Source organism: Mycobacteroides salmoniphilum (assembly GCF_004924335.1).
GTDB classification, from domain to species: Bacteria; Actinomycetota; Actinomycetes; order Mycobacteriales; family Mycobacteriaceae; genus Mycobacterium; species Mycobacterium salmoniphilum.
The window spans coordinates 1,336,457-1,359,590 of the sequence record NZ_CP024633.1 but is presented as its reverse complement, the minus strand read 5'-3'; the positions used below and the strand labels follow the sequence as shown (position 1 = coordinate 1,359,590).

At 65.0% G+C, this 23,134-nt stretch carries 24 protein-coding genes and 1 tRNA gene; 9 read left to right on the top strand and 16 right to left on the bottom strand.

Features of this window, described 5'->3' with window-relative positions:
* The first annotated feature begins 14 nt into the window (after positions 1 to 14).
* A complete protein-coding gene (locus tag DSM43276_RS06795; protein ID WP_078328852.1) occupies positions 15 to 800 on the top strand; it encodes a crotonase/enoyl-CoA hydratase family protein in 786 nt (261 codons plus the stop codon).
* Here the strand turns inward: DSM43276_RS06795 and DSM43276_RS06790 are convergent.
* The 5 genes from DSM43276_RS06790 to DSM43276_RS06770 form a co-directional block, all read right to left on the bottom strand.
* A complete protein-coding gene (locus DSM43276_RS06790; RefSeq protein WP_078328851.1) occupies positions 797 to 4,162 on the bottom strand; it encodes an ATP-binding protein in 3,366 nt (1,121 codons plus the stop codon). The two genes, DSM43276_RS06795 and DSM43276_RS06790, sit on opposite strands and share 4 nt — an antisense overlap.
* Positions 4,155 to 4,880 carry a DUF4194 domain-containing protein gene (locus tag DSM43276_RS06785; RefSeq protein WP_412458639.1) on the bottom strand — a complete coding sequence of 242 codons (726 nt, stop codon included), beginning with the start codon at positions 4,878 to 4,880 and terminating at the stop codon, positions 4,155 to 4,157. Before DSM43276_RS06785 ends, DSM43276_RS06790 begins: the two co-directional genes overlap by 8 nt.
* Positions 4,881 to 4,885: 5 nt before the next feature.
* The gene (locus DSM43276_RS06780) at positions 4,886 to 6,337 is read right to left on the bottom strand and encodes a DUF3375 family protein (protein ID WP_078328850.1); all 1,452 of its coding nucleotides are present in this window, start codon (positions 6,335 to 6,337) and stop codon (positions 4,886 to 4,888) included.
* Positions 6,338 to 6,473: 136 nt separating this feature from the next.
* Complete coding sequence (locus tag DSM43276_RS06775; RefSeq protein ID WP_078328849.1) at positions 6,474 to 8,285, bottom strand: fatty acyl-AMP ligase; 1,812 nt, start codon at positions 8,283 to 8,285, stop codon at positions 6,474 to 6,476.
* Positions 8,286 to 8,338: 53 nt separating this feature from the next.
* A tRNA-Leu gene (locus tag DSM43276_RS06770) sits at positions 8,339 to 8,425 on the bottom strand.
* A gap of 287 nt (positions 8,426 to 8,712) precedes the next feature.
* On the opposite strand from DSM43276_RS06770, the gene DSM43276_RS06765 reads away from it, so the two are divergent.
* The 4 genes from DSM43276_RS06765 (at position 8,713) to DSM43276_RS06750 (ending at position 11,009) form a co-directional block, all read left to right on the top strand.
* Entirely contained in the window at positions 8,713 to 9,234 is a 522-nt protein-coding gene (locus DSM43276_RS06765) for a hypothetical protein (protein ID WP_234802982.1), read from the top strand.
* 47 nt (positions 9,235 to 9,281) lie between these two features.
* The gene (locus DSM43276_RS06760) at positions 9,282 to 9,650 is read left to right on the top strand and encodes a hypothetical protein (protein ID WP_191986611.1); all 369 of its coding nucleotides are present in this window, start codon (positions 9,282 to 9,284) and stop codon (positions 9,648 to 9,650) included.
* Positions 9,647 to 10,006 (top strand): DUF3817 domain-containing protein, encoded by a 360-nt coding sequence (locus tag DSM43276_RS06755; RefSeq protein ID WP_078288989.1) that lies wholly within the window; start codon positions 9,647 to 9,649, stop codon positions 10,004 to 10,006. The genes DSM43276_RS06760 and DSM43276_RS06755 overlap by 4 nt, the downstream gene beginning before the upstream one ends.
* Before the next feature lie 67 nt (positions 10,007 to 10,073).
* Complete coding sequence (locus tag DSM43276_RS06750) at positions 10,074 to 11,009, top strand: NADP-dependent oxidoreductase (protein ID WP_136629000.1); 936 nt, start codon at positions 10,074 to 10,076, stop codon at positions 11,007 to 11,009.
* 47 nt (positions 11,010 to 11,056) lie between these two features.
* On the opposite strand, the gene rdgB is transcribed toward DSM43276_RS06750, so the two are convergent.
* From rdgB to clpS, 11 genes are read right to left on the bottom strand one after another with little or no spacing between them, the layout of a single operon-like run.
* Positions 11,057 to 11,677 (bottom strand): RdgB/HAM1 family non-canonical purine NTP pyrophosphatase, encoded by a 621-nt coding sequence (gene rdgB / locus DSM43276_RS06745; RefSeq protein ID WP_078328836.1) that lies wholly within the window; start codon positions 11,675 to 11,677, stop codon positions 11,057 to 11,059.
* A gap of 10 nt (positions 11,678 to 11,687) precedes the next feature.
* Complete coding sequence (gene rph, locus DSM43276_RS06740) at positions 11,688 to 12,467, bottom strand: ribonuclease PH (protein ID WP_078328835.1); 780 nt, start codon at positions 12,465 to 12,467, stop codon at positions 11,688 to 11,690.
* 49 nt (positions 12,468 to 12,516) lie between these two features.
* Positions 12,517 to 13,278, bottom strand: coding sequence for a cyclic nucleotide-degrading phosphodiesterase (locus tag DSM43276_RS06735; protein WP_078328834.1), 762 nt, complete (start codon positions 13,276 to 13,278; stop codon positions 12,517 to 12,519).
* Between the two features lie 42 nt (positions 13,279 to 13,320).
* Positions 13,321 to 14,175, bottom strand: a complete 855-nt coding sequence (gene murI, locus DSM43276_RS06730; protein WP_078325343.1) for a glutamate racemase — start codon at positions 14,173 to 14,175, stop codon at positions 13,321 to 13,323.
* Positions 14,172 to 14,831 carry a rhomboid family intramembrane serine protease gene (locus tag DSM43276_RS06725; RefSeq protein ID WP_078328847.1) on the bottom strand — a complete coding sequence of 220 codons (660 nt, stop codon included), beginning with the start codon at positions 14,829 to 14,831 and terminating at the stop codon, positions 14,172 to 14,174. Before DSM43276_RS06725 ends, murI begins: the two co-directional genes overlap by 4 nt.
* On the bottom strand, positions 14,828 to 15,790 hold the full coding sequence (locus DSM43276_RS06720) for a cysteine synthase (RefSeq protein ID WP_078328833.1): 963 nt from the start codon (positions 15,788 to 15,790) through the stop codon (positions 14,828 to 14,830). The genes DSM43276_RS06725 and DSM43276_RS06720 overlap by 4 nt, the downstream gene beginning before the upstream one ends.
* A gap of 6 nt (positions 15,791 to 15,796) precedes the next feature.
* A complete protein-coding gene (locus tag DSM43276_RS06715; protein WP_078328845.1) occupies positions 15,797 to 16,069 on the bottom strand; it encodes a MoaD/ThiS family protein in 273 nt (90 codons plus the stop codon).
* An 18-nt stretch (positions 16,070 to 16,087) separates the two neighbouring features.
* A complete protein-coding gene (locus tag DSM43276_RS06710; protein ID WP_078328846.1) occupies positions 16,088 to 16,501 on the bottom strand; it encodes a M67 family metallopeptidase in 414 nt (137 codons plus the stop codon).
* Positions 16,502 to 16,540: 39 nt separating this feature from the next.
* Positions 16,541 to 17,566, bottom strand: coding sequence for a P1 family peptidase (locus DSM43276_RS06705; RefSeq protein WP_078328832.1), 1,026 nt, complete (start codon positions 17,564 to 17,566; stop codon positions 16,541 to 16,543).
* The gene (gene aosR, locus DSM43276_RS06700) at positions 17,563 to 18,150 is read right to left on the bottom strand and encodes an oxidative stress transcriptional regulator AosR (RefSeq protein ID WP_078328831.1); all 588 of its coding nucleotides are present in this window, start codon (positions 18,148 to 18,150) and stop codon (positions 17,563 to 17,565) included. The genes DSM43276_RS06705 and aosR overlap by 4 nt, the downstream gene beginning before the upstream one ends.
* 11 nt (positions 18,151 to 18,161) lie before the next feature.
* Complete coding sequence (gene clpS, locus DSM43276_RS06695) at positions 18,162 to 18,464, bottom strand: ATP-dependent Clp protease adapter ClpS (RefSeq protein WP_078289020.1); 303 nt, start codon at positions 18,462 to 18,464, stop codon at positions 18,162 to 18,164.
* Positions 18,465 to 18,578: 114 nt separating this feature from the next.
* Here clpS and DSM43276_RS06690 point away from each other — a divergent pair, with 114 nt between their 5' ends.
* The 4 genes from DSM43276_RS06690 to DSM43276_RS06675 are packed head-to-tail and all read left to right on the top strand — an operon-like array spanning position 18,579 to position 23,125.
* Entirely contained in the window at positions 18,579 to 19,883 is a 1,305-nt protein-coding gene (locus tag DSM43276_RS06690) for a nicotinate phosphoribosyltransferase (RefSeq protein ID WP_078328844.1), read from the top strand.
* Positions 19,884 to 19,901: 18 nt separating this feature from the next.
* The gene (locus DSM43276_RS06685; protein ID WP_078328830.1) at positions 19,902 to 20,495 is read left to right on the top strand and encodes a TetR/AcrR family transcriptional regulator; all 594 of its coding nucleotides are present in this window, start codon (positions 19,902 to 19,904) and stop codon (positions 20,493 to 20,495) included.
* 24 nt (positions 20,496 to 20,519) lie between these two features.
* Complete coding sequence (locus DSM43276_RS06680) at positions 20,520 to 21,074, top strand: isochorismatase family protein (RefSeq protein ID WP_078328829.1); 555 nt, start codon at positions 20,520 to 20,522, stop codon at positions 21,072 to 21,074.
* On the top strand, positions 21,071 to 23,125 hold the full coding sequence (locus tag DSM43276_RS06675) for an ATP-dependent DNA helicase (RefSeq protein WP_078328828.1): 2,055 nt from the start codon (positions 21,071 to 21,073) through the stop codon (positions 23,123 to 23,125). Before DSM43276_RS06680 ends, DSM43276_RS06675 begins: the two co-directional genes overlap by 4 nt.
* Positions 23,126 to 23,134: the final 9 nt, after the last annotated feature.

Sequence of the window (23,134 nt, the reverse complement as noted above, 5' to 3'; positions counted from 1 at the left end):
AGACGGAGAAGTCAATGTCTGAGTACGAAACCCTGAGCATCCGGCGCGACGGATACGTCCTGGTAATCGGCCTGAACCGGCCCGCCAAGCGCAACGCGTTCGACAAGGCGATGCTCCAGGAGCTGTCACGGGCATTCGGCGAATTCGACGCGGATGCCGAGCTGCGGGCCGCGGTCCTGTACGGGGAAGGGACGATGTTCACCGCCGGCCTCGATCTGGCCAGCGTGGCGGCCGAGATTCAGAACGGCGCGTCATTGACTGCCGAAAACGGAATCAACCCGTGGCAGGTGGACGGTACGCATTTGTCCAAGCCACTTGTCGTCGCCGTGCACGGCAAGGTGCTCACGCTGGGCATCGAGCTCGCGCTCGCCGCCGATATCGTGATCGCGGACGAGACCGCGACGTTCGCACAGCTCGAAATCAACCGTGGCATCTACCCGTTCGGTGGTGCCACCATTCGCTTCCCGCGTACTGCCGGTTGGGGTAACGCAATGCGGTGGATGCTGACCGCAGAGCCCTTCGACGCCGCTGAAGCGCATCGTATCGGGATCGTGCAGGAGGTCGTGCCCGTCGGCGAGCATGTCGACAAGGCGATCGCCATCGCCCACACCATCGCGCGCCAGGCACCGCTGGGCGTGCAAGCCACCTTGCGCAATGCCCGGTTGGCGCTAGCCGAGGGCGAGGCCGCTGCCGAGGCACAGCTTGTACCCACCATCCGCGAGCTGTTCACCACGGAGGACGCCGCCCTGGGCGTGCAGGCATTCCTGACCCGCACTACCGCCGAGTTCGTGGGCCGCTAGCGCGCGGCCACTGCCTTGCGCACGTCGCCGAGCTCCCCGATGGGCACGGTGCGTGTCGAGGCCACAGGCCGCACACCCGGACCGTCGGGCTTGGACACCATGACCACGCTGTCGATATAGGGCTGAATGGTCGTGGTGTTCTGCACGGTGGCAACGATCACCAGCTGGAACCCGAACTTACGGAATGCCGACAGCGCCTGCTGCGCGAACTGCGGGTCGGACTTCGAGAACGCCTCGTCGAGCATCAGCTGGGCGAACACCGGCCGGTTATCCCCCGTCTCGGGGTTGGCCAGGTTGAAGCTCAATGCACCCGCGAGGCAGAACGCCATCAGCTTCTCTTGTTCCCCACCGGAATTCGCGCCCGCATTACTGTAGGTGCGGATCGCTTCGCCGCTCGTGGCATCGCGCTCCTCGCAGTACAACACGAAGCGGTTGCGTACATCCAACGCGTCGCGCGTCCACTGTCGGGCCTCAGGAGTCTCGGCGGCCAGCAGATTCCGCAACTGCAGAATGTCTTGGTACTGGTCGTGGATGGCCTTCTCGTCTCCCATCGAAACTGCGACCGCGCGTCCGGAGATGCGCCGGGCCCGCTCGTTGAGCTCTCCCACCGCCTCAAGTGCCTTGGGCTCGGCACGCAGGGTCAAGCGCGTCCCACGGTTGAACTCCACCGAACCCAAACCGCTGTTTACCCGGTCGATCTGGTCGGTGATGCGGTGCGCCTCCTCCTCCGCGAGCTGGTGCAGCCGCAGCACCGCGGTGGGTGCCTGCTCGGTAATCAGCCGCAGCATCCGCTCGTAGGCGGCGGGCAGGTCACGCTCGTCGATCCGGCGGCACAAGGCGACATAGTCGTGGATCTTCTCGTCGAAGTTCTCACTGTCATTGGGAATCGAGTCCGGGAAGTCCCGGTCGTAAGCGTTGAGGATTCGGTTGAGCTCGTTTCGCGAGCGGGTGACGCTCTCGCGCAGCACCGACTGGTCCTTCTCGATCTGACGCCACAGCTCCAGCCGGTAGGAGTCCGGCTCCAGCACGTCCAGGCTTGACGAGAGCTGCGGAACATACGTTTCGATACCGGATCGGGTGTGCCCACCCACCTCGCGCGGATTCAGGTTGTCCATCAGATCCAGGAGCCGGGTTCGACGCGAATCATGTTCAGATTCTTGCCTTCTCAACGCACCAATACGCTCCGAGAGCTTCTTGATCTCGTCGAGATACGAATCGGCCTGTTGTTGCAGACTGGTGAGGTCGGGGTTGGCCTCCAGCATCGTCTCGTATTGGTCTTGCAGCCGTGCCACGGCGGCTTCCGCCGAATCCGTATCGATCTGGCTCCAATACTCGTACTGGCTGTGCAGTTTGGACCACCGCACCACTTCGGAGCGCAGTTCCTCGCGCTTGGTATCCATTTCGCCGATGAACTTCTCGGCGTCACCGACGGCCTGCTGAGCCTCGACCACGTCATCGGAGAGCGCCGCGCGCTTGTCACCGGCATTGCCCTGATAGATGTACTGCGACGCACGCAGTTCGCGCCGGTCATCCTTGACCGCGCGCCGGTCGCCGTCCTTGCGCAGACCCTGATCAGTGACGGCACGGCGGTGCTTACTGAACTCGTCGGGGGTATCTACCAACACGTAATCGCCCACGCCGGCGACCAGATTCATGGCGGCACCGGCGCATTCGTGATTCGGGTTGGTGAGGCGCAGGCAGTCGGCGAGCGTGCCGGGTTCGGCGCGTCGAGGCGAGCCCGACGGGATCACTCGTTCCATTTGTAGGTAGCCGCGCATCGGGTGCTCATTGACGTATCGCAGTACCTGCCGGTGGTGCTGGTCGGGTACCAGCAGGCACAAGCCGGTGGATCGCAGCACCTTCTCGACGGATTTGCGCCACCGCTCCTGGCCCGGACGCAGATCCATCAGTTCACAGACATAGGGCAGTTCCTTGGCGGTAAGGCCCAGTGCTGCTGCGATTTCGCCACGCATGCGGTCCTCGTCGGGAGGCACCGGGGTTCCCAGATGCTCGACGCGCTTGAGCTCGGTGGACGCTGCCCGCAGTTGATCGCGCGCCGTCGACAGTGCACCGGCGGCCATCACGTAGGCGTCATGTCCGGCTTCGAGCTCCGCGTTGATCCGAGTAACCGCACGCAGGCTCTCCACCCGCATGGCTTCAAATTCCTCGGCCGATTCGACGTCCTCGTCGTGCCCAAGGTCACCTAGCGCGCTGTCGTAGGCGGTGCGCCGGCGCGATACCTCCTCGGCACGGGCACGGGCATGAGCCAGCTCGCTCTTGAGCGGTGCCAGGTTGCTGTCGGCGGCGGCGATCCGGCCGAGCAGCTTGTCCCGTTCACCGGTGAGAATGTCCTGGCGCGACTGGATTTCGTCGCATTCACCGCCGAGCCGGGTGATCTCAGTGTCCAGCAGATCGATCTCGGGTCCCGCCAGCGCAAGCCGCTGCTGGTCTACATAGTCGCGCACGGTGTGGTGGTCCACGACGTCGACGGTGGCCAGCTGTGCGGCATCGCTGGCGTACGTCTGCTGGATCTGTTCGATGTCGCCCAGGGTCTGCCGCTGGCGCTGTGCGACCGCGAGCGCGGCACGCGCGTCGACCAACGGGGTGATCTGACCCAGCGCCTCGGAGATCGCGGCCATGGACTCCGGCTCGTCGAGCATGTATTCGCGCACGAACTGTTCCAGGCCACCAACGCTCTTGAGCGACTTGGCCTTGCCCAGCAGCTGCTGCGCGGCCGACGAGCCCTGAATACCAACGGCGGCGTATAGCTGTTCCAGGTACCAGCGTTCACTCTTGTGGCCACGCCAGCCCGCGCCTTCGAAGACTGCGGCGGAATATCCCCTACTCGCCCAGGCATTGCACAGGTCTCGGATATCGGCGTCGGCGTCAATCAGGTAGTAGCGACTCGAGGAGTCCGAATCTGAGCCCGGAGCAAGCCATTTGAGTACCAGACCGGTGATTACCCGGCCATCGGTACCCGCATACGTGACCGCGATCGCCGACCACGCCCCGCCCTTACCGCGCAGGAACATCTGCTTGGGCCGCTCCCCCGGGTTCTTCAGCTCACCCCACAGACCGCGCACGTACTTGTCGACGGTGCGCTTGCCCATATTGGAGCCCGCGGCGGTGGTATCACTGGATGCGTTGAAGTTACGGCGGTTTGACGACAGAAATGCCAGCGAGATCGCGTCCAGCAGAGAAGATTTCCCACTGCCGGAGGAGCCGGTGATCAGCGTGCCGCGGCGGCTGAACTCAATGCTGTGGTACCCGTCGAAGACACCCCAGTTGATGACCTGCAGTCGAGACAGCCAGAACTGCTGGGTGGCTGCGCCACTCGGCCTGCCATTCAGGTCGTCATTCATCGTCATCGGTATCGCCATCTTCTTCGTCGGTGGAGTCTTCCGGGGCGGTACCGCCGCGCTGAAGCTGCTCGTACTGGCGTTGCAACGCCTCGATCATCTGTGCGGACATCAGCGCGTTGATGACGGGGCTGATGGTGTAGCTGTGCTCGTCATCGCGGGTGCGTTGCAGGATCTCGGCCTTGGACAGGCGTTTGATGGCCTCGTCGACACGATCGCGCAGCATCGCTTCATCGCGGTCGATATCGTGGCTGACGTTGGCGAAGAGCTCGTGGATATCGTCGCGGCTCACCAATACATGCTCGTCGTGTGCGGTCCGTGCGATCTTGGCCAGGTGCAGCGCCACGATCGACGCGTAGGTACCCAGGGGTTCCCGGCGCAACACCCGAGCACCGTACGCGCTGGGATTCTCCAACGGAGCCGGCTCGGCGTACGCGACCTCAAGATCGTCGAAAACCCGCAGCCGTAGGTCCAATTCGGACAGGCGCGAGGCCAACACCTTGCGGTGCTCGATCATCGATGCCCACAGCTCGGGCTGGCCATCCTTGCTCAGATAACGCCGAGCCACCAGGTTCTGCAGCGCCCAGCACGCCTTGTCCGGCAGCTCGCTGGTATCGCCGTCGAACCGCGGCCCCTTGACGATTCTTGGCGCCGAAGCATCGGGCTCCACACCGGGGAGATCATCGAAGTTGATGTTTCCCAAGGGGGAACCTGTGGTCACGGCGCTCATATTTCTTCCTCGACACTCGCCAGCACTGGTTCACGGAACATCAACTGCGGCACCTCCATCACCCGGTCCTGCCCGTCGAGGGACCGGAACTTCACTCTTACCGATTCACGGTCGGCAGTGCTGTCCTGCTTGAGGGCAAGCGACCACAACACGATGACATCACCCAGGTACGGCGCTTCGACGTGAGAGATCATGTCGGGCAACGACACCGGCCCCTTGGCCACGGCGTTGTTCACGGTTTCGGCTAATGAGGCCATATCCACCTGAGTGGCCAGCGCCGAGAATCCGCTCAAATCGAGTAGCCCCGATGGCGCATCCTGCGCCAGCACCGGCGGGGCGGTGTCCTTGATGGTGAACGAGAGAGCGCCAATGGCGGCCGCGGCCGAGCGGCCGATCGGTAGCTCGGCGTCAATCAGCGAGTCCGCGGTGGACACCTTGAGCAGGGCGTGCCCGGCGGCCAGTGCGTCGTTGAGCTGTCGCGCGCGGCCGCGCGCCTGCTCCGTGGTGCCGGCGGCAAAGAATCGCCGGATGCGCTGTGCGCAGCGCTGTTCGATGCGGGAGACCTCTGCGACCTGTTGCGACACCAGTTTGAAGAAGTTCTTCATGACGTCACGCAGCCCCGGATCGAGCTCGGGCAATCCCTCAGCCACACAAGCGATATCACCGCGCAGGGCGGCGCGCTGATCGGGGTCTTGGATGGTGCGCGTGAAGGCGGCGTAGGAGGCCCGTTCCCGGGAGTCGAAGAGTGCGTCATAGTCGGCGAACATCCGTCGTGCGCGGTCCCGGAACCCGGTGTCGGAGTCCTCCGCGGCATCGATGAGTCCGGCGGTGATCTCGTTCTGCATGCTGCCGTAACGCACGATGTCGGTGATCACCTGTTCCATCTGGTAGGCGATGGCCCGGGTCTCGTCCTCAAGATCGACGATGTCCGGTTCGGGGCGATATCCGTCATCGATGGCGTGCAACAGGGTCTGCAGCTCAGCGATCTGGGCTTCGATATCGGCACGCAGGCGGGATGGGTCGCCGTCCAGTTGGGTCGCGACCCGCTTGAGACCCGCGGCGATACCCGCGATGGATCCGCCGGTGGCCACGCTGTCGGCGCGGCGCAGGCGGCGTACGAAGGCCAGCGCGCTGCGGGCATCCTCGGTCAGTGAGCAGACGTTCTCGGCGTCGGGACCAGCGCCATCCGACGCGCGGTGCAACCAGCCGTCACTGGCCCAGCTCTTGATGAGGGCAAGTCCTGACTGCTCACCCAGCCCGACCGCGCCCACGTCCCGGTCCAGCTTGGCCACCAGCTGGGGCTCGGAAACCTTCGCGCTGCGGTCCAGGTGACGCTCCATGAGCGTGATGTACGGCGCCAGATTCTTGGCGGCCAGCAGCCTGACCGCGCGGGATTTCTGCACGTCGTCGTTGTGCGCGAACAGCTCGCCGATCGTCAGGTCATTCATCGCACACCTCCATCACATCGCTAGCGCTTGTGCCCCGGCCCGCGCGGCCGTCATAGCCGCTGGCCCGGAAAACCTACCGGGCCGACGGGGGCGTGGCGAATGGGCTCGCTGACGTGGGACAAATGAGGCAAATGAGTTAGCTGGGATCTCCGTGAACACCCAGGGTTCCGTCCACGTACTGGCGGCGACAGGCCCATCGCGCCAGCTTTCCGCTGGTGGTCCGTGGGATGGCTCCCGCGGACAGCAATCGCACGTCGGCGAGCTCCAGGCCGTGTTGGGTGCGGGCCGCCGCACGGATCGCGTCGATGGCCTCCTGCGGGTCGGCCGTGGCGGTGCGCGAGGCCCGTTCGGCAACGATGACCAGACCGTTATCGATGGTGAACGCGGTGACGTATCCGCGGCGGACAATCGGCGAGGCGTCGGCAACGGTGGCCTCGATGTCCTGCGGATAGTGGCCGCGTCCATCCACGGTGAGGTGGTCGGCCATGCGGCCGGTGACGTACAACTCACCGGCCAGGTAGAAGCCCATATCGCCGGTGCGCAGCCAGTCACCGCCCGCATTGGCCTTGTCCGTATGACTTGTCGCGAGCGTCTCGCCGAGCCGGGCGTGGAATGTGCTCGCCGTATCCTCGGGGCGGCCCCAGTACCCCCGCCCAACGTTGTTGCCCCGCAACCAGATTTCACCGACGCTCCCGTCCGGGAGCTCGTTACTCGTCTCCGGATCCACGATGACACCCGCGAGACTGCGGGCCAGTTGACCACAGGACACGTGGATGGTGGCGGTGGGCGCATCGGGGCTGGTTGGCACCGCCCGGCCTTCGGCGAGCTGCTCGCGGTCGAGGTAGATGACGGAGGGTTCGGCATCCGGGGCGATATTCGAGATGAACAGGACGGCCTCGGCGATACCGTAGGAGGGTTTGAACGCGGTCGGTGGTAATCCAAAGGGCGCAAAGGCTTTTTCGAATGTACGGATGGCGTCAATACGCACCGGCTCGGAGCCGATGATCATCACGACGTTGCCCAGGTCCACGTCCGCGCCGGCCTTGGGTACACCACGTTGCGCGGTGTACTCATAGGCAAAGTTCGGCGCGGCGGTGATCACACGGCCTTCCTTACATCCATCGGAAAGTGCCTTGATCCAGCGTTGTGGGCGGCGGATGAATGCCGTCGGCGACATGAGGGTGGAGTGGCCACCGTAGACCGTCGGAAAGCCGATCATGGACAGACCCATATCGTGGTACAGCGGTAACCAGCTGCAGCCGTGTGTGTTTCGGTCCAGAAGATCGATCGACAGGATCATCTGGGTCAGGTTGACGCCGACGGCGCGGTGGGTGATTTCCACTCCGACCGGCGGACGCGTGGCACCCGAGGTGTACTGCAGATGTGAGACATCGTCATCCACGAGATGCACGTACTCGAAGGTCTCCCCTGCATCGTCGGGGATCTCGTCGATGACCAGGATTGTCGGCGCGGGGATCTCGGTGAGGCCGTCGAGGAATTCCTGGACTGCCCCGCGCACCGCTGCCGTGGTCAGGACAACCGTGGGCGTGCAGTCCCGTAACGCGGTGTCCAGACGCTCGGCATGGCCGGGCAGCTCGGGGGCAAAGAGCGGCACCGCGATGGCGCCGGCCTTGATGGCCGAGAAGAATCCGACGACGTAGTCCAGACCCTGCGGGGCCAGAATGGCGACCCGATCGCCGCGGTCGATGTGGCGTTGCAGCGTGGCGGCCACCGCGTTCAGACGCACCCCGAGCTGGGACCAGGTGAGCTCGATGCGGGCGCCCTCTTCGGAGGTGGTGAAGTCCAGGTAACGATAGGCAACGGTGTCCCCGACGTTCCTGATGTTGCGCTCGATGAGGGATATCAGTGTCGTGCCAGGTGGTAGTGCGACGTTTCCGTCGGCATCCAGGCAATCGTCGATATCAAGCAAACCGTCAGCGCGAACCACGATTTCAAGTCTAGGCGCGGATGGAGATTGCACCGGGTCTCCCACGAGACCCTTGGTGCGGGCGGAGGGACTCGAACCCACACGCTCTTTCGAGCACTGGCACCTAAAGCCAGCATGTCTGCCAATTTCATCACGCCCGCATGGCAGGGCAATCCTACAGGTGAGATTGTTCCGGGCGTTGTCGGTGGCAGCCGATAAGTTGGGCCGTGGTTGGGGCACAGTGACGCGATCACATCAGCGGTACGAATCAGTCCGACACCTGATCAACGCTGGCCTCAACGACTGTGCGATATCGCGACAAACGGGAATTCCGCGCCGCACTGTGTGCCAATGGCGCCGCGCTCCGCAGCAGGTGCGACGGTCAGACGAATGCACCAGGCACGGCTTCAGCGCACTCCTCGCCCGCCCTTACGCATACCTCTTGGGCATGTATCTCGGCGACGGCTACGTCTCGCGTTCTCCCCGAACATGGCGCCTGAGAGTCACGTGCGACACAAAATACCCCGAGATCATCGCCGAGTGCCGGAAAGCGATCGACGCACTCATGCCCGGCCAGCACGCGTCGATCGTTGACCGCGTCGGCAATTGCGTCGACGTGTCCCATTACTCCAAACACTGGCCTTGCCTGTTCCCTCAGCACGGCCCCGGTCGCAAGCACCATCGCAAGATCGCCCTCGAACCGTGGCAGCAAGACCTCGTCGATCAGGCCACCGAGGACTTTCTTCGCGGCCTGATACACAGCGACGGCTGCCGGGTGATCGCCAACGACCGTGGGGTCGCCAGCATCCGATACCACTTCACCAACCGCTCCGAAGACATCCTCGGGCTCTTCACCGCCACACTCGACAGTCTCGACATTCCCTGGAGCCGATCGACCAGGTACGTGGCCTCCATCTACCGCAAGGCGGCCACCGCGCGTCTCGACGAGTTCCTCGGACCGAAGCGCTGACCAGGGGCATTGGCATCCGCATCCACCTCACGCGGTACCGTCAGAAGGTGTCCACTACACGGCGTCGGAGACCGGCACTCATCGTGCTGGTCGGCGTCAGTGCGCTCGCGTTCCTGGGTCTGGCCTACTGGCAGTTCCAGCGATTCGAGTCGGTGACCGGTGACGGCCAGAACCTTGGCTATGCGCTGCAGTGGCCGCTGTTCGCGGCCTTTGTGATCTGGGCCTACCGGCGCTTCGTCCAGTACGAGGACGAGGGTCCACCCCCGCCGCCCATTGATCGCGTGACCGAGATACCCGAAGGGCTGCTGCCTGCCCGCCCCGCCGCCGCGAAGCCGGACCCGGCCGACCGCACACTCACCGAGTACAACGCTTACCTCGCCGCCCTGGCCGAAGAAGATAGGAAGCCCGCCCCGTGACCGAGCATGAAGCCACGCCCGACGCGCCCGTAGTCACCACCCCGGTCGCGAAGATCCGCGGCGCGCTGTGGCGCTATCGCATTCTGGCGTGGACCACCGGCGTCTGGCTGATCGCCCTCTGCTGGGAAATGTGGCTCAAATACATTGAGCACGTTCCGCATCCGCCGAGCTGGATCGGGATTGTGCACGGATGGATCTACTTCGTGTACCTGATCTTCACCACCGATCTGGCCATCAAGGTGCGCTGGCCGTGGCCGCGCACTGCCGGCACGCTGCTCGCGGGCACGATCCCGCTGCTCGGCTTCATCGTCGAGCATTACCGCACCAAGCAGGTCAAGGAGCAGTTCGGCGTCTAACGCTCCATACGAAAAGAAATCTCCAATGTCAGGAATACTGACATGAAGATGCGGCTTGGATAGCGGTATGACCACCACTCACGCAGTAGTCGCCACCGCATACGGCGCATCCGATGTCCTCGAACTCCGCGAGGTGCCGATCGACAGTCCCGGTGAGGGCCAAGTCCTCGTGGACGTCAAGGCCGCCGGCGTCAATCCGATCGACTGGAAGTTGTACTCGGGAGCCTTCGGTACCGATCCCGGAAATCTCCCGATGCGCCTCGGTCTCGAGGTGTCCGGAACAGTCGCAGCCGTCGGTCCAGGTGTCGACGGGCTCAAACCCGGCGACGACGTCGTCGCTGCGGGGCAGATCGGTGGCTATGCCGGCCAGGTCATCGCCTCGGCGGATGAGGTGTTCAAGAAGCCGGCGAATCTGTCCTTTGCCGAAGCCGCCGGGTTCCTCCTCACCGGCCAGACCGCGGTCCATCTCCTGGAAGCCACCAACGTCACGGAGGGCGACACCGTCCTGATTCACGGTGCCGCAGGCGGTGTGGGGCTGCTCGCCACCCAGCTCGCGAAGGCCCGCGGTGCGACAGTGATCGCCACCGCGAGCGCCGCCCGCCACGACCAGCTGCGTGGTTACGGCGCGATTCCCGTCGAGTACGGCCCCGGTCTGCAAGACCGTGTCAGCGCCATCGGATCCGTCGACGCGGCCCTCGACCTCGTCGGGACCGACGAGGCTGCCGACGTTTCCCTGGCGCTCGTTGCCGACAAAGACAGGATCGCGACGATTGCCGGATTCGGCCGTGCCGCAAGCGATGGCTTCAAGGCGCTGGGTGGCGCCCCGGGTGCCGACGCGGGCACCGAGATACGGCTCGCCTCCCGTCCGGAACTGATTCGACTGGCAGGCAACGGCGAACTGAAAGTCACCGTTGACCGCACCTATCCGTTGACCGAAGCGCGCCAGGCCCACGAGTATGTCCAGACGGGCCACGCCCGCGGAAAGATCATCCTGCAGCCATAAACCCTCGTGAGCAGTCCCCCGCACGCGGGGGGCTGCTCTCCAGGAGGCTAGGGCGCGGTGCGGCCGAGGTTCACCAGGTTGCGCAGCATCGGCAGCAGCGCCGCCAGCGCCCGCCCGCGATGCGATACCGCATCCTTCTCTTCGGGTGTCATTTCCGCCGCGGTCCGCAGACCGCCGCGCGGTACAAAGATGGGGTCATAACCGAAGCCGTTCTGCCCCGCGGGTTCCCGCGCGACGGAGCCCTTCCAGCGTCCCTCCACAACCACCTCTTCGCCCTCCGGTGTCACCAGCGCACACGCTGAGACAAACGCGGCGCCGCGACGCTCATCGGGCACGTCGGAAAGCTGGGCGAGCAGCAGCGTGGTGTTGGCGGCGTCATCTCCATGACGTCCGCTCCAGCGCGCGGACAGCACGCCCGGCATCCAGTTCAGCGCGTCCACCGCAATCCCGGAATCATCGGCGACGCAGGCCAATCCGGTGTGTCGCGCGCCCTCACGCGCCTTGATCAGTGCGTTGTCCTCAAAGCTGGCACCGGTTTCGGGCGCTTCCTCGTATTCGGGCACGTCGGCAAGCGAAACCAGCTCGACCCCAGTAACCCCCGAAGACTCGAGAACCCGATGTAACTCCGCCAACTTTTTTGGGTTGCGGCTTGCGACAAGTATTTTCATGGCCCCACGCCTACTTCGAACCGAACGCCTTCTTCTGCGGCGCGTCGGGCAGCACACCCGGGTACGGCAATGCCAGTGCTTCCTTCTGCAGAACGAAGAGCTGCTCGGCAGCTCCCACCGCGGCGTCCAGCAGCTTGTCCAGTGTTGTGCGCGGGAAGGTGGCACCCTCGCCGGTGCCCTGCACCTCTACCAACGTACCGGTGTCGGTGGCCACCACGTTCATGTCAACCTCGGCCCGCGAATCCTCTTCGTACGGAAGGTCAACACGCACCCGGCCGTCCACCACACCGACGCTCACCGCGGCGATCGCGCAGGACAGTGGCTCCTCATCTGCCAGCTTGCCATGTGCGGCCAGGTAAGTCACCGCGTCGGCCAGCGCCACGTAGGCGCCGGTGATCGCCGCGGTGCGGGTTCCGCCGTCGGCCTGCAACACATCGCAGTCGATGGCAATGGTGTTCTCCCCCAATGCCGACAAATCGATACACGCGCGCAGCGACCGCCCGATCAAGCGGCTGATCTCCTGGGTACGACCACCCACGCGCCCCTTCACCGATTCGCGATCGCTGCGGGTGTGCGTAGAGGCCGGCAGCATCGCGTATTCGGCTGTCAGCCAACCAAGTCCAGAGCCCTTGCGCCAGCGCGGCACGCCCTCCGTGGCACTGGCGGTGCACATCACCCGCGTCTGGCCGAACTCGATGAGCACCGAACCCGCCGGGTGCGCAGTGAATCCCCGCGTGATGGTTACCGGGCGCATCTCGTCGTCTTGTCTGCCGTCTTCTCTTCTGGACACGCCCTCGACCTTATCGTCTCCGCCGTAGTGCCGAGTGTGAGTGGCAGAGCTACAGGTCGACGCTCTCTCCGGCGACCACGGCCCGCACCGGCCCGTCGAACGCCGACTTGGCCTCCGCGATGACGTCCTCGCGCGAGGTCCACGGCGGGATGTGGGTCAGCAGCAGTTCCTTCACACCCGCTCGGGCCGCGATCTGGCCCGCTTCGGTCCCCGACAGGTGAAGGTCCGGCGGACGGTGCCCCGGCATATGCGTCCACGACGCCTCGCACAGGAACACGTCGGCATCGCGAGCCAGCTCCACCACGGCATCGCAGATGCCGGTGTCTCCGCTGTAGGCCAGGACGGCGCCCGACGTATCCTCGATCCGCAGTCCATAGGACTCCGGCGGGTGCGCCACCCTGGTGGGTGTCACGGTGAGCGACCCGAATTCGACGGGCACACCCTCACTCCACGCATACAAGTCGAAGATGTCGGTGAAATCGTCGACCTCGCCCCCGATCTCGGCGGAGGCCGCGCCTACCCGCACCAGGGTGTCAGCGGGCCCGTACATGATCGCTTTGCCCTTGGGCGGATTCGGGTGATAGCGGCGCCACACGAACAGACCGGGCAGGTCGAGGCAGTGGTCGGCATGCAGGTGCGACAGCAGAACGGACACCGACCCGGGATCGGCGAAACGTTGCAGAGAGCCCAAGACACCGCCACCGAAGTCGACGACCAACGGTGGCGCATCCGGTGCCGTCAGGAGGTAACCAGACGCCGGTGAATCCGGTCCGGTGACACTGCCTGAGCAGCCGAGCACGGTGACTCGCACAGCCCCTAGCTTGCCACGTCTGGCAAGCGTCTCGGCAGAGGGTTAGAGAGGTGTTGCAATTTCGGTGTAACCCGGAACACCGCTAGCTCGAGTTTGCACTGCCGTCACAGCCGGACCGAGGAATCGGGCCGCCAGGGTGCGGAACGCATCGGGATCACCGGTTGCCTCGAAAATGCGGTTCGGACGCGAGGCACTCGGGTTATCCGGATGTGGCCGCAGCAGATCTCTCTCCGACAGCACCCGCAGCAGGTCCTTGGCAGTTTCCTCGGCGCTCGACACCAACGTGATGTCCTCGCCCATAGCGAGCTGGATCAGTCCGGACAGCAACGGATAGTGCGTACAGCCCAGCACCAGGGTGTCGACCTGAGCCCGCTGCAGGGGCTCCAGATAGCCCTCCGCCAGCTGCAGCACCTGACGTCCACTGGTAATGCCCCGCTCGACGAAATCGACGAACCGTGGACACGCCACGGCCGTGATTTCGGTGTCGCGCGCGGCCGCGAACGCGTCCTGGTACGCACCCGACGCGATGGTCGCCGCGGTGCCGATGACACCAATCTTGTTGTTGTGCGTGGTGTGCACGGCACGCCGCACCGCGGGCAGCACCACCTCGATAACCGGCACCGGAGCGTAGCGCTCTCGGGCGTCGCGCAGACATGCCGCCGATGCCGTGTTACAGGCGATTACCAGGGCTTTCACCCCGCGTCCGACGAGGTCGTCGCCGATGGCCAGGGCGTGCCTGCGGATCTCCGGAATGGTCAGCGGACCGTAGGGTCCATTGCCGGTGTCACCGACGTAGATGATGTCTTCGTCGGGCAGCTGATCGATGATGGCCCGCGCGACGGTCAATCCGCCTACGCCGGAATCGAATATCCCGATAGGTGCGCTCGGGCTGGTCATGTCGTAAGCCTCGGTGGCGACGACGCCTTCGCCTTGCGTTCCTTACCGGAGAGCCAATAGGCCGCGAGCACACCGGCGATGGCCCCACTCAGGTGTCCCTGCCAGGACACCCCGAACTGTCCGGGCAGCACACCCCACAGCACACCGCCGTAGAGAACGATGACGACGACGCCGACGAGGATCTGACCCACACTCCGGTTGAAGAACCCCCTGACGATCACATAGGTGAGCCAGCCGAAGATCAGGCCCGACGCCCCGATGTGGTTGGTCTCGTACGGCGAGCCGAGGTTGCCGATGAGCCACGTGCCGACTCCGCCGAGAACCCAGATGATCGCGGTTGCCAGGAGGAAGCGTCCGAGCCCGGCGGCCGCCGCCAGGAAACCCAGGACGAGCGCGGGCACCGTGTTGGCAACCAGATGCCCCCAGTTGGCGTGCAGCAGTGGGGCGAACAAGATGCCGTCGAGCCCGTCGGCCTCCAGGGGGCGAATGCCGTTCTCATCGAGACGGTGTCCGGTGACCGAATCGATGCCCTCGACGACATAGAGCAGCGCAATGAACGCGACCACCAGGATTCCCCCGGTGACCCACTGCGGACGTCCGGACCGCTCGGGACGGGCTGGATGGAACCCCTCCGGGCCACCCTGATATCCCGTCATGCCCACAACTGCCCTTCCAGCGCATCCTCTGCGTCATCCACGGTACCGGCGTACGCACCGGTCGACAGATACTTCCAACCCGCATCGGCCACCACGAAGGCGATGTCCGCCTGCTCGCCGGCCTTGACCGCCTTGGCGGCCATGCCGAGGGCCGCGTGCAGAATCGCACCCGTCGAGATGCCCGCGAAAATGCCTTCGACGTGAACCAACTCACGGGTGCGGCGCACCGCGTCGAACGACCCGACCGAAAAGCGGGTGGTGAGCACCTCGGGGTCGTACAACTCGGGCACGAATCCCTCATCGATGTTGCGCAACGCGTAGACGCCCTCGCCGTACCGCGGCTCGGCAGCGACAATCTGCACACCCGGCACCTTTTCGCGCAAGAACCGTCCGGTACCCATCAGGGTGCCGGTGGTACCCAGCCCGGCGACGAAGTGAGTGATCTCGGGCAGATCGGCCAGAATCTCCGGGCCGGTGCCGTGATAGTGCGCGGCCGCATTTGCCGGGTTGCCGTACTGGTACAGCATCACCCACGAAGGGTTTTGCGCGGCAAGTTCTTTAGCGGTGGCGACGGCGGTGTTGGAGCCGCCTTCGGCCGCGGAAAAGATGATGCGAGCGCCGTAGAGCTCAAGCAGCTGACGCCGCTCGATGGAGGTGTTCTCCGGCATCACGCAGATCATCTTGTAGCCCTTGAGCTGCGCGGCCATTGCCATCGAGATGCCGGTATTACCGCTGGTGGGCTCGAGAATCGTGGCTCCCGGTTCCAGCAGCCCGTCTTGCTCGGCTTGTTCGATCATGCGCAGCGCCGGCCGATCCTTGATGGATCCGGTCGGATTGCGGTCTTCCAGCTTGGCCCACAACCGCACGTGCGGATCGCCGTCCCAGGCCGGGGACAGCCTCTGCAATCCGACCAACGGCGTATTCCCGAGGGCCTGCAGCAGCGAGTCGTAGCGGGTCATGCGCCGCTAGCCACCGGCCACAGCGGGCAGGATGGTGACCGAATCGCCATCGGCGATCACGGTGTCCAGCCCACCCGAGAACCGCACGTCCTCGTCGTTGACATAGATGTTGACGAAACGGTGCAACTTACCGTCGTCGACGAGTCGGTCGGAGATCCCGGAATAGTTGGACTCCAGATCCGCGATCACCGCCTGCAAGGTAGAACCCGTTGCGGCGACGCGCTTCTCGCCGCCGGTGTGAGTGCGCAGGATCGTGGGAATCGATACTTCAATCGACACTGTGGACATTCCTTTTCTCTAGTACTGCTCGACGATGGTGATGTCCTCTTCGGTGACCACCCCGTCGACAATCCGGTAACTACGCAGCTCATGCTGCTCCGGATCGCGAGTGGACACCAAGACGTAGTGCGCATCGGGCTCCGCGGCCAAGTTGATATCGGTACGGCTGGGGTAGGCCTCGGTCGCGGTGTGAGAGTGATAGACAACCACCGGAACCTCGTCGGCGTCATCCATCTCGCGCCAAACGCGAAGCTGCTCACCGGAATCAAAGCGATAAAAAGTCGGAGACCGCTCGGCGTTGATCATGGCCACGTGCCGCTCGGGACGATCGGACCCCTCCGGACCCGCCAGGACGCCGCAGGCCTCATCGGGGTGGTCGGCACGGGCATGCTTGACCATGGCCTCGACCAGGTCAGCACGAATACGAAGCACCAACAGCCTTTCCTCTCCCTCTGACGCCGTGGCGGAGCACTACGAAAACGCTCCTGGCAACACGTCACGATATGCGGGTATTCCGGCAATGCTCCCGGCGCCCACCACCGCGCGCACCACGGCCCGCTCGACACAGTCGGCGGCGGCGATCCCCACCGAGGTAGTCAGAGCTATCTGCTCTTCGCCCGAGCGGCTCATCGCCGCCTCGGCATCGCCCTCGCCAGTCCCGGTCGCAAGCGCGTACAACGTGTCCCCGTCCATCGGGGTGTGCGCCGGTCTGATCGCGCGGGCCAACCCGTCATGGGCGGCGATCGCCACCCGACGGCATTGCGCCTTGGTCAGCGGGGCGTTGGTCGCCACCACGCCGATCGTGGTGTTCAACGAGACTGATTTGTCGGGCAACGCGGCCAGCGCTGCAATCTGGCTGGCCGGGGGCACGCCCAGCTCCGGTGCACACGCAGGGTCCCAAGGCAGCCCTGTCGACGGATTAATCACCAGCCCAACAGGGTTGGCGACAATGACGGCACCGACAACGATTCCGTTGCCCAGACTCACGCTGGCCGACCCGATGCCCCCCTTGAGGGTTCCGGCCCGGGCTCCGACACCCGCGCCCACCGCACCCCAATCCGGCGCATCATGGGCAGCTTCCGCGGCCCGGTATCCGAATTCAGCGTCGGGCCGATTCTTCCAGGCACCCACGGGCAGATCGAAGATGACCGCCCCGGGGACGATGGGCACAGTGCCACCGGGCAGCGCCACTCCCCTGCCTCGCTCCTCCAGCCAGCGCATCACTCCGTCGGCGGCGGCCAATCCGTAGGCGCTTCCTCCGGTGAGCACGATGGCGTCGACCGTCGAGACCGTATTGGCCGGATCGAGCAGGTCGGATTCACGCGTTCCCGGAGCCCCGCCGCGCACATCGACCGCGCCCGTGGTCCCCGGTGGCGCCAGCACCACGGTGGTACCGGTGGCCCAGCCCGATCCGAGGACGGCATCGGCGTCCAGCCGCTGGTGATGCCCCACGAGTATTCCGGGAACGTCGGTGATCACCCCGGAGAACTGGCTCATACCGCCGATTTCCCCATCAGCGCCAGCACCAGCAACTCCTGCATCACGGTCAGCCAGTGATAGATGTCCATATGTCCGGCCATCGGATCGTCGGCGGGTAGCTCCTGCGGCCCGTCGCGGTCGATCCCGAGCATCGCTCCCAGCGCCAGTCGCACGTCATTCAGCGCGGTCAGCCATGCGCGCGCGTCCTCCTCGGACAGCTCGAACCGTCCGCCCTCAGGAGGAAGCGTGCGCAATAACCGTTGTCCCGCCTCGCGTTTGGCGTCGATGATTTCGGGCTCATACAGGCTGCGTAGCGCGCTGTTGAGTCCACTGACCGCCTCGATGCTGCTGGTGTCGTCCTGGTCGGGGCGGTGAAAATCCGGGAGCAGCCGCCCCAGAGTGACATCGCTGGGGGCCTCGGAGTTTCCCGTGCGAATACCGGTCAACTGCTCCAATTCGTCACTAGGCGTGGATGATTCGCGCTCGTCCAGCATTGCCAACATTGACGTGACCATCGACTGTACGAGCGCTGCCTCGTGCGGCTCCATCTCCGAACGTAGCCGAGTCCCATCAGACGCGTTGACGCGCTTCCACTTTCGCACGGATCAGCGACTCAGCGATCCTGCTGCAGAGTGGCCCACAGACCGGCGGCGTGCAGCTTGCTGACATCGATCTCCATCGACTCGCGAGCCCCGCACGACACCACAGCCTTACCCTCATGGTGAACCTGCAGCATGAGGTTGGTTGCCTCGCTCTCGCTATAGCCGAACAGCTGCTGGAACACATAGGCGACATAGTTCATCAGGTTCACCGGGTCGTCCCAGACAATGGTGACCCACGGCGACTGGGTCTGGTCGACATGTTCGACAGACCTCTCCGCAGTAGTCCCTGGCAAGGCTCGCGCCGGCGCACCCATGGCCCCAGAATACCGGGACCGCCAACTCTGTCAGCATGAAGTTCGGAGTTCCGCCGTCCCCCGAAGCCTGTCGGAGCCGGTCACGCGCCCAGGTATCCCGCTAACGTGGCGCACATGACGCACCCGTGCACGTCATTGCTCACCGACAAGTACGAGCTCACCATGCTCGCCGCAGCACTGCGTGACGGCACCGCGGGGCGCGAAGCCACGTTCGAAGTGTTCGCCAGAAGGTTGCCGGACGGCCGCCGGTACGGCGTGGTCGCCGGTACCGCTCGATTGCTCGAAGCGCTTGCCGAGTTCCGATTCGGATCCGAAGAATTGGATTCTTTGTCCGATTTCTTGGACGAGGACGCACTCCACTACCTCGCCGCGTACCGATTCGGTGGCGACATCGACGGCTACCCGGAGGGTGAGCTCTACTTCCCGGGATCCCCGGTACTGACGGTGCGGGGAACCTTCGCTGAATGCGTCATCCTCGAAACCCTGACACTGTCGATTCTGAACCACGACAGTGCCATCGCCTCCGCCGCCGCCCGAATGGTGTCGGCGGCCGGAGGGCGTCCGCTCATCGAGATGGGGTCGCGGCGCACGCACGAGCTGGCCGCGGTGGCCTGCGCCCGCGCGGCCTATCTCGCGGGGTTCGAATCCACGTCCAATCTGGAGGCGCAGCGCCGTTACGGCGTGCCCGCCCGCGGCACCGCCGCACATGCATTCACCCTGCTCCACGCAAGGGACGGGATGAGCCCCGGCGAGGCCGAACGCGAGGCATTTCGTGCACAGGTGGAGGCGCTGGGTGTGTCGACCACCTTGCTGGTGGACACCTACGACATCACCAGCGGGGTCGAGAACGCGATCGCCGTCGCGGGCCCCGAGCTCGGGGCGGTACGCATCGATTCCGGCGATCTGGGCATGCTGGCCCGGCAGGTTCGAGCACAACTCGACGCCCTCGGTGCGCACCGAACCCGCATTGTCGTCTCCGGAGACCTCGACGAGTACTCCATCGCGGCACTGCGCGCCGAACCCGTCGACATCTACGGGGTGGGTACTTCGGTGGTGACCGGCTCCGGATTCCCGACGGCCGGCATGGTCTACAAGCTCGTCGAGATCGACGGCATCTCCGTGGCAAAACGCAGCAGCCATAAGGAATCCCACGGCGGCCACAAATGCGCCCTGCGCACCGCCAGGCCGACCGGCACTATCACCGAGGAAGTGGTGTACCGGGCAGCCACCGGCCTGCCGACGCTGAAAGAGCCGCACCGGACACTGACCGCCCCACTGGTGCGCGGCGGCACGCCCATCACCACCGACTCGCTCGAAGACGCCAGGGGCCGTGTACGCGCGGGATTACTGAGCCTGCCGTGGGAAGGGCTGGGCCTTTCCCACGGGGATCCTGCGATTACCACCCGACTGGTGGGATAATTCTGGCCCGGAGGACATATGGCAGCCAGAAGGCAATGGGCGGGAACCACTCCCGAAGAGCGTCGGGCGACGCGTCGACGCGCGCTGCTCGACGCGGGCATCGCGGCGCTCGGCGCCGTCGACGGCCCGGCGCTGACCATCCGCACCGTATGCAGGTCTTCCGGTGTCTCCGAACGCAACTTCTACGAGGAGTTCGGTGATCGAGACGACTTCGTCCGTGCGGTGTACCAAGACGTCCTCGAATCCGTGATGCGTGTGGTCACCGAATTCCCCGCCGATGGCGACGATTTGGAAACCCGTGCGGTGGAGACCTTCATCGGGGCGACCGTCGACAACCCGGAGTACGGCCGCATCATGATGCTGGCCCCTTTCACCGAGCCGACACTCGGCAGCGTCGGATTCGCGGGTTCGATGGCGTTCGCCTCCCTCGCGGAGAAGGCGCTGGTGGACGTCGGCGACCCAGGACGCCGCCGATTTCTGTCGGTATCGCTTGTCGGTGCTGCCTCGGGCGCCATCATCGACTATCTACGCGGAGATCTGGGCATCAGCCGTGACGAGCTCATTGACTACATCTCACGCATGGGCCGCCAGGTGTCGTCGATCTTCGACTGAGCACGGGCCGGGTACCGTCAATCCATGGGCAGGGCACTTATCGTCGTCGACGTGCAGAATGACTTCTGCGAAGGAGGCTCGTTACCCGTGCCCGGTGGTGCCGCGCTCGCTCGGACGATCAACAACCTCACCACATCCGGCGCATACGACGCGGTGGTGGCGACTCGCGACTTTCACGTCGACCCCGGTGATCACTTCTCCGAGACGCCCGACTTCGCGACAAGCTGGCCGCCGCACTGCCGGGTCGGCACACCCGGCGCCGACTTCCATCCGGACCTTGATCTCAGCCCCGTTGACGCGGTGTTCTCCAAAGGCACCTATTCCGCCGCCTATTCGGGTTTCGAGGGCGTCGGCACCGATGGCACGGCAATGGCGTCGTGGCTGCGGACCCGAGATCTGCACAGCGTCGACGTGGTGGGGATCGCCACCGAATACTGCATGGCCGCCACCGCTCGCGACGCGGCTCGTCAGGGGCTGCATGTCCGTGTGCTCACCGAGTATTCCGTTGGCATTGACGAAGAATCGATGAATCGTGCCCTGGATGAGCTCCGGGACGCCGGCGTCGAGGTGATCCGCTGAACGAGAAATCGAGCGGCGCATCCGTATCCACGGGTCTGCTCGCCACCGCCGTCACAGCGCTTGGCGGAACTGAACGCACCGGACAGCTCACGATGGCCACCGCCGTCGAACACTCCCTACACAGCGGCGAACACCTGGTGGTCCAGGCCGGCACCGGCACCGGCAAGTCCCTGGCATACCTGGTGCCTGCCCTTGCCCACGCCATCGAGGAGTCATCCCCGGTCGTAGTCTCCACGGCCACCATCGCGCTGCAACGTCAGCTCGTGGATCGGGATCTGCCCCGATTAGCCGAAGCGTTGGCACCCTCACTGTCCCGCAAGCCGACATTCGCAATCCTCAAAGGCCGGGGAAATTACCTGTGCCTCAACAAATTGCACAATGGAGCCGCTTCCGATCAGGAAGCGCCCGACACGCTGTTCGAGCCCTTCGCGGCCAGCGCGCTCGGGCGCGATGTACAGCGGCTCAATGACTGGGCAGATACGACCAAGACCGGGGATCGCGATGAGCTCAAGCCCGGGGTGCCCGATCGTTCCTGGTCACAGGTCAGCGTGTCGGCGCGCGAATGCCTCGGCGCCACGCGGTGCCCGTTCGGCACCGAGTGTTTTGCCGAGCTGGCCCGGCTCGACGCGGGACAGTCGGATGTGGTGGTCACCAATCACGCGCTGCTCGCCATCGATGCCATCGCTGACATAAACATCCTGCCCGAGCATGACGCGGTCATCGTCGATGAGGCACACGACCTCGTTGACCGAGTAACAAGCGTTGCTACCCAAGAACTCTCGGCAGTCGGCCTCACCGTCACCATCCGCCGCATCGGCCGACTGGTATCACCCGAGACGGCGAGCCGGTTCGAAGCCAGCTCGGCAACGTTCTCCTCACTGATCCACGACAGCAGGCCCGGCACCATCGACCGCGCGGATGAGGAAACCGTCACCTATCTGACTGCGCTGCGCGATGCCGCGGCCGCGGCGCGCACCGAGATACCCACAGGGCAGTCGACCGACCCCGCCACCGCCGCGGCGCGTACGGAAGCGGTTGCCGCACTGGACGATATCGTCGATGCCGCTTCCTTAGCACTGGCATGCTGGGGCGAACCGGACATCACGGCACGCCCCAACGTGGTCTGGCTCGATCATGAGGACAACCGGGGCTCGGTGCGCCCAGTCCTGCGAGTTGCCCCGCTGTCGGTGGCAGGGCTGCTGCGCACCCGACTGTTCGGACAACGCACCGTCATCCTCACCTCTGCCACCCTGGCTCTCGGGGGGAAGTTCGACACCATGGCCGCCTCCTGGGGCCTGCCCGCCCGCGAACCCAGCGCAGACTCTGGCACCGAGGCCAAGACCACCTGGCATGGCATCGATGTCGGGTCCCCCTTTCAGCATGAGAAGTCCGCCATTCTTTACCTCGCGCGGCACCTTCCCGCCCCGGGACGTGACGGCGTCGGTGCGGCGGCACTTGATGAGATCGAGACGCTGATCCGCGCGGCAGGGGGACGCACGCTGGGACTGTTTTCCTCGATGCGCGCCGCCAAGGAAGCGTCCGAAGAGATGCGTAGCAGGCTCGACACCCCGGTGCTGTGCCAGGGTGACGACGCGACGTCGGTTCTGGTCGAACAATTCAGTGCAGCGCCCGAAACCTCACTGTTCGGCACCCTGTCGCTGTGGCAGGGCGTGGACGTACCCGGCCCCTCCTTATCGCTCGTTCTCATCGACCGCATCCCATTCCCCCGACCTGATGATCCGCTCCGGGCGGCCCGACAACGAGCGATCAGCGCGCGCGGAGGCAATGGGTTCATGGCGGTGGCGGGCACGCAGGCGGCGCTGCTGCTGGCACAGGGAACCGGCCGACTACTACGTAGCGCGCAGGACAGAGGCGTTGTCGCGGTGCTCGATTCGCGAATGGCGACGGCGGGTTACGGCGGATTTCTCCGAGCATCGCTGCCACCGTTCTGGTCGACACACGATTTGTCGGTGGTGACCGCGGCGCTGCAACGGCTCGTGACCAAGCACACCGCGACTTATGCTGGAGGGGGCTCCCGCACACGGGAATAGCCCCGACAG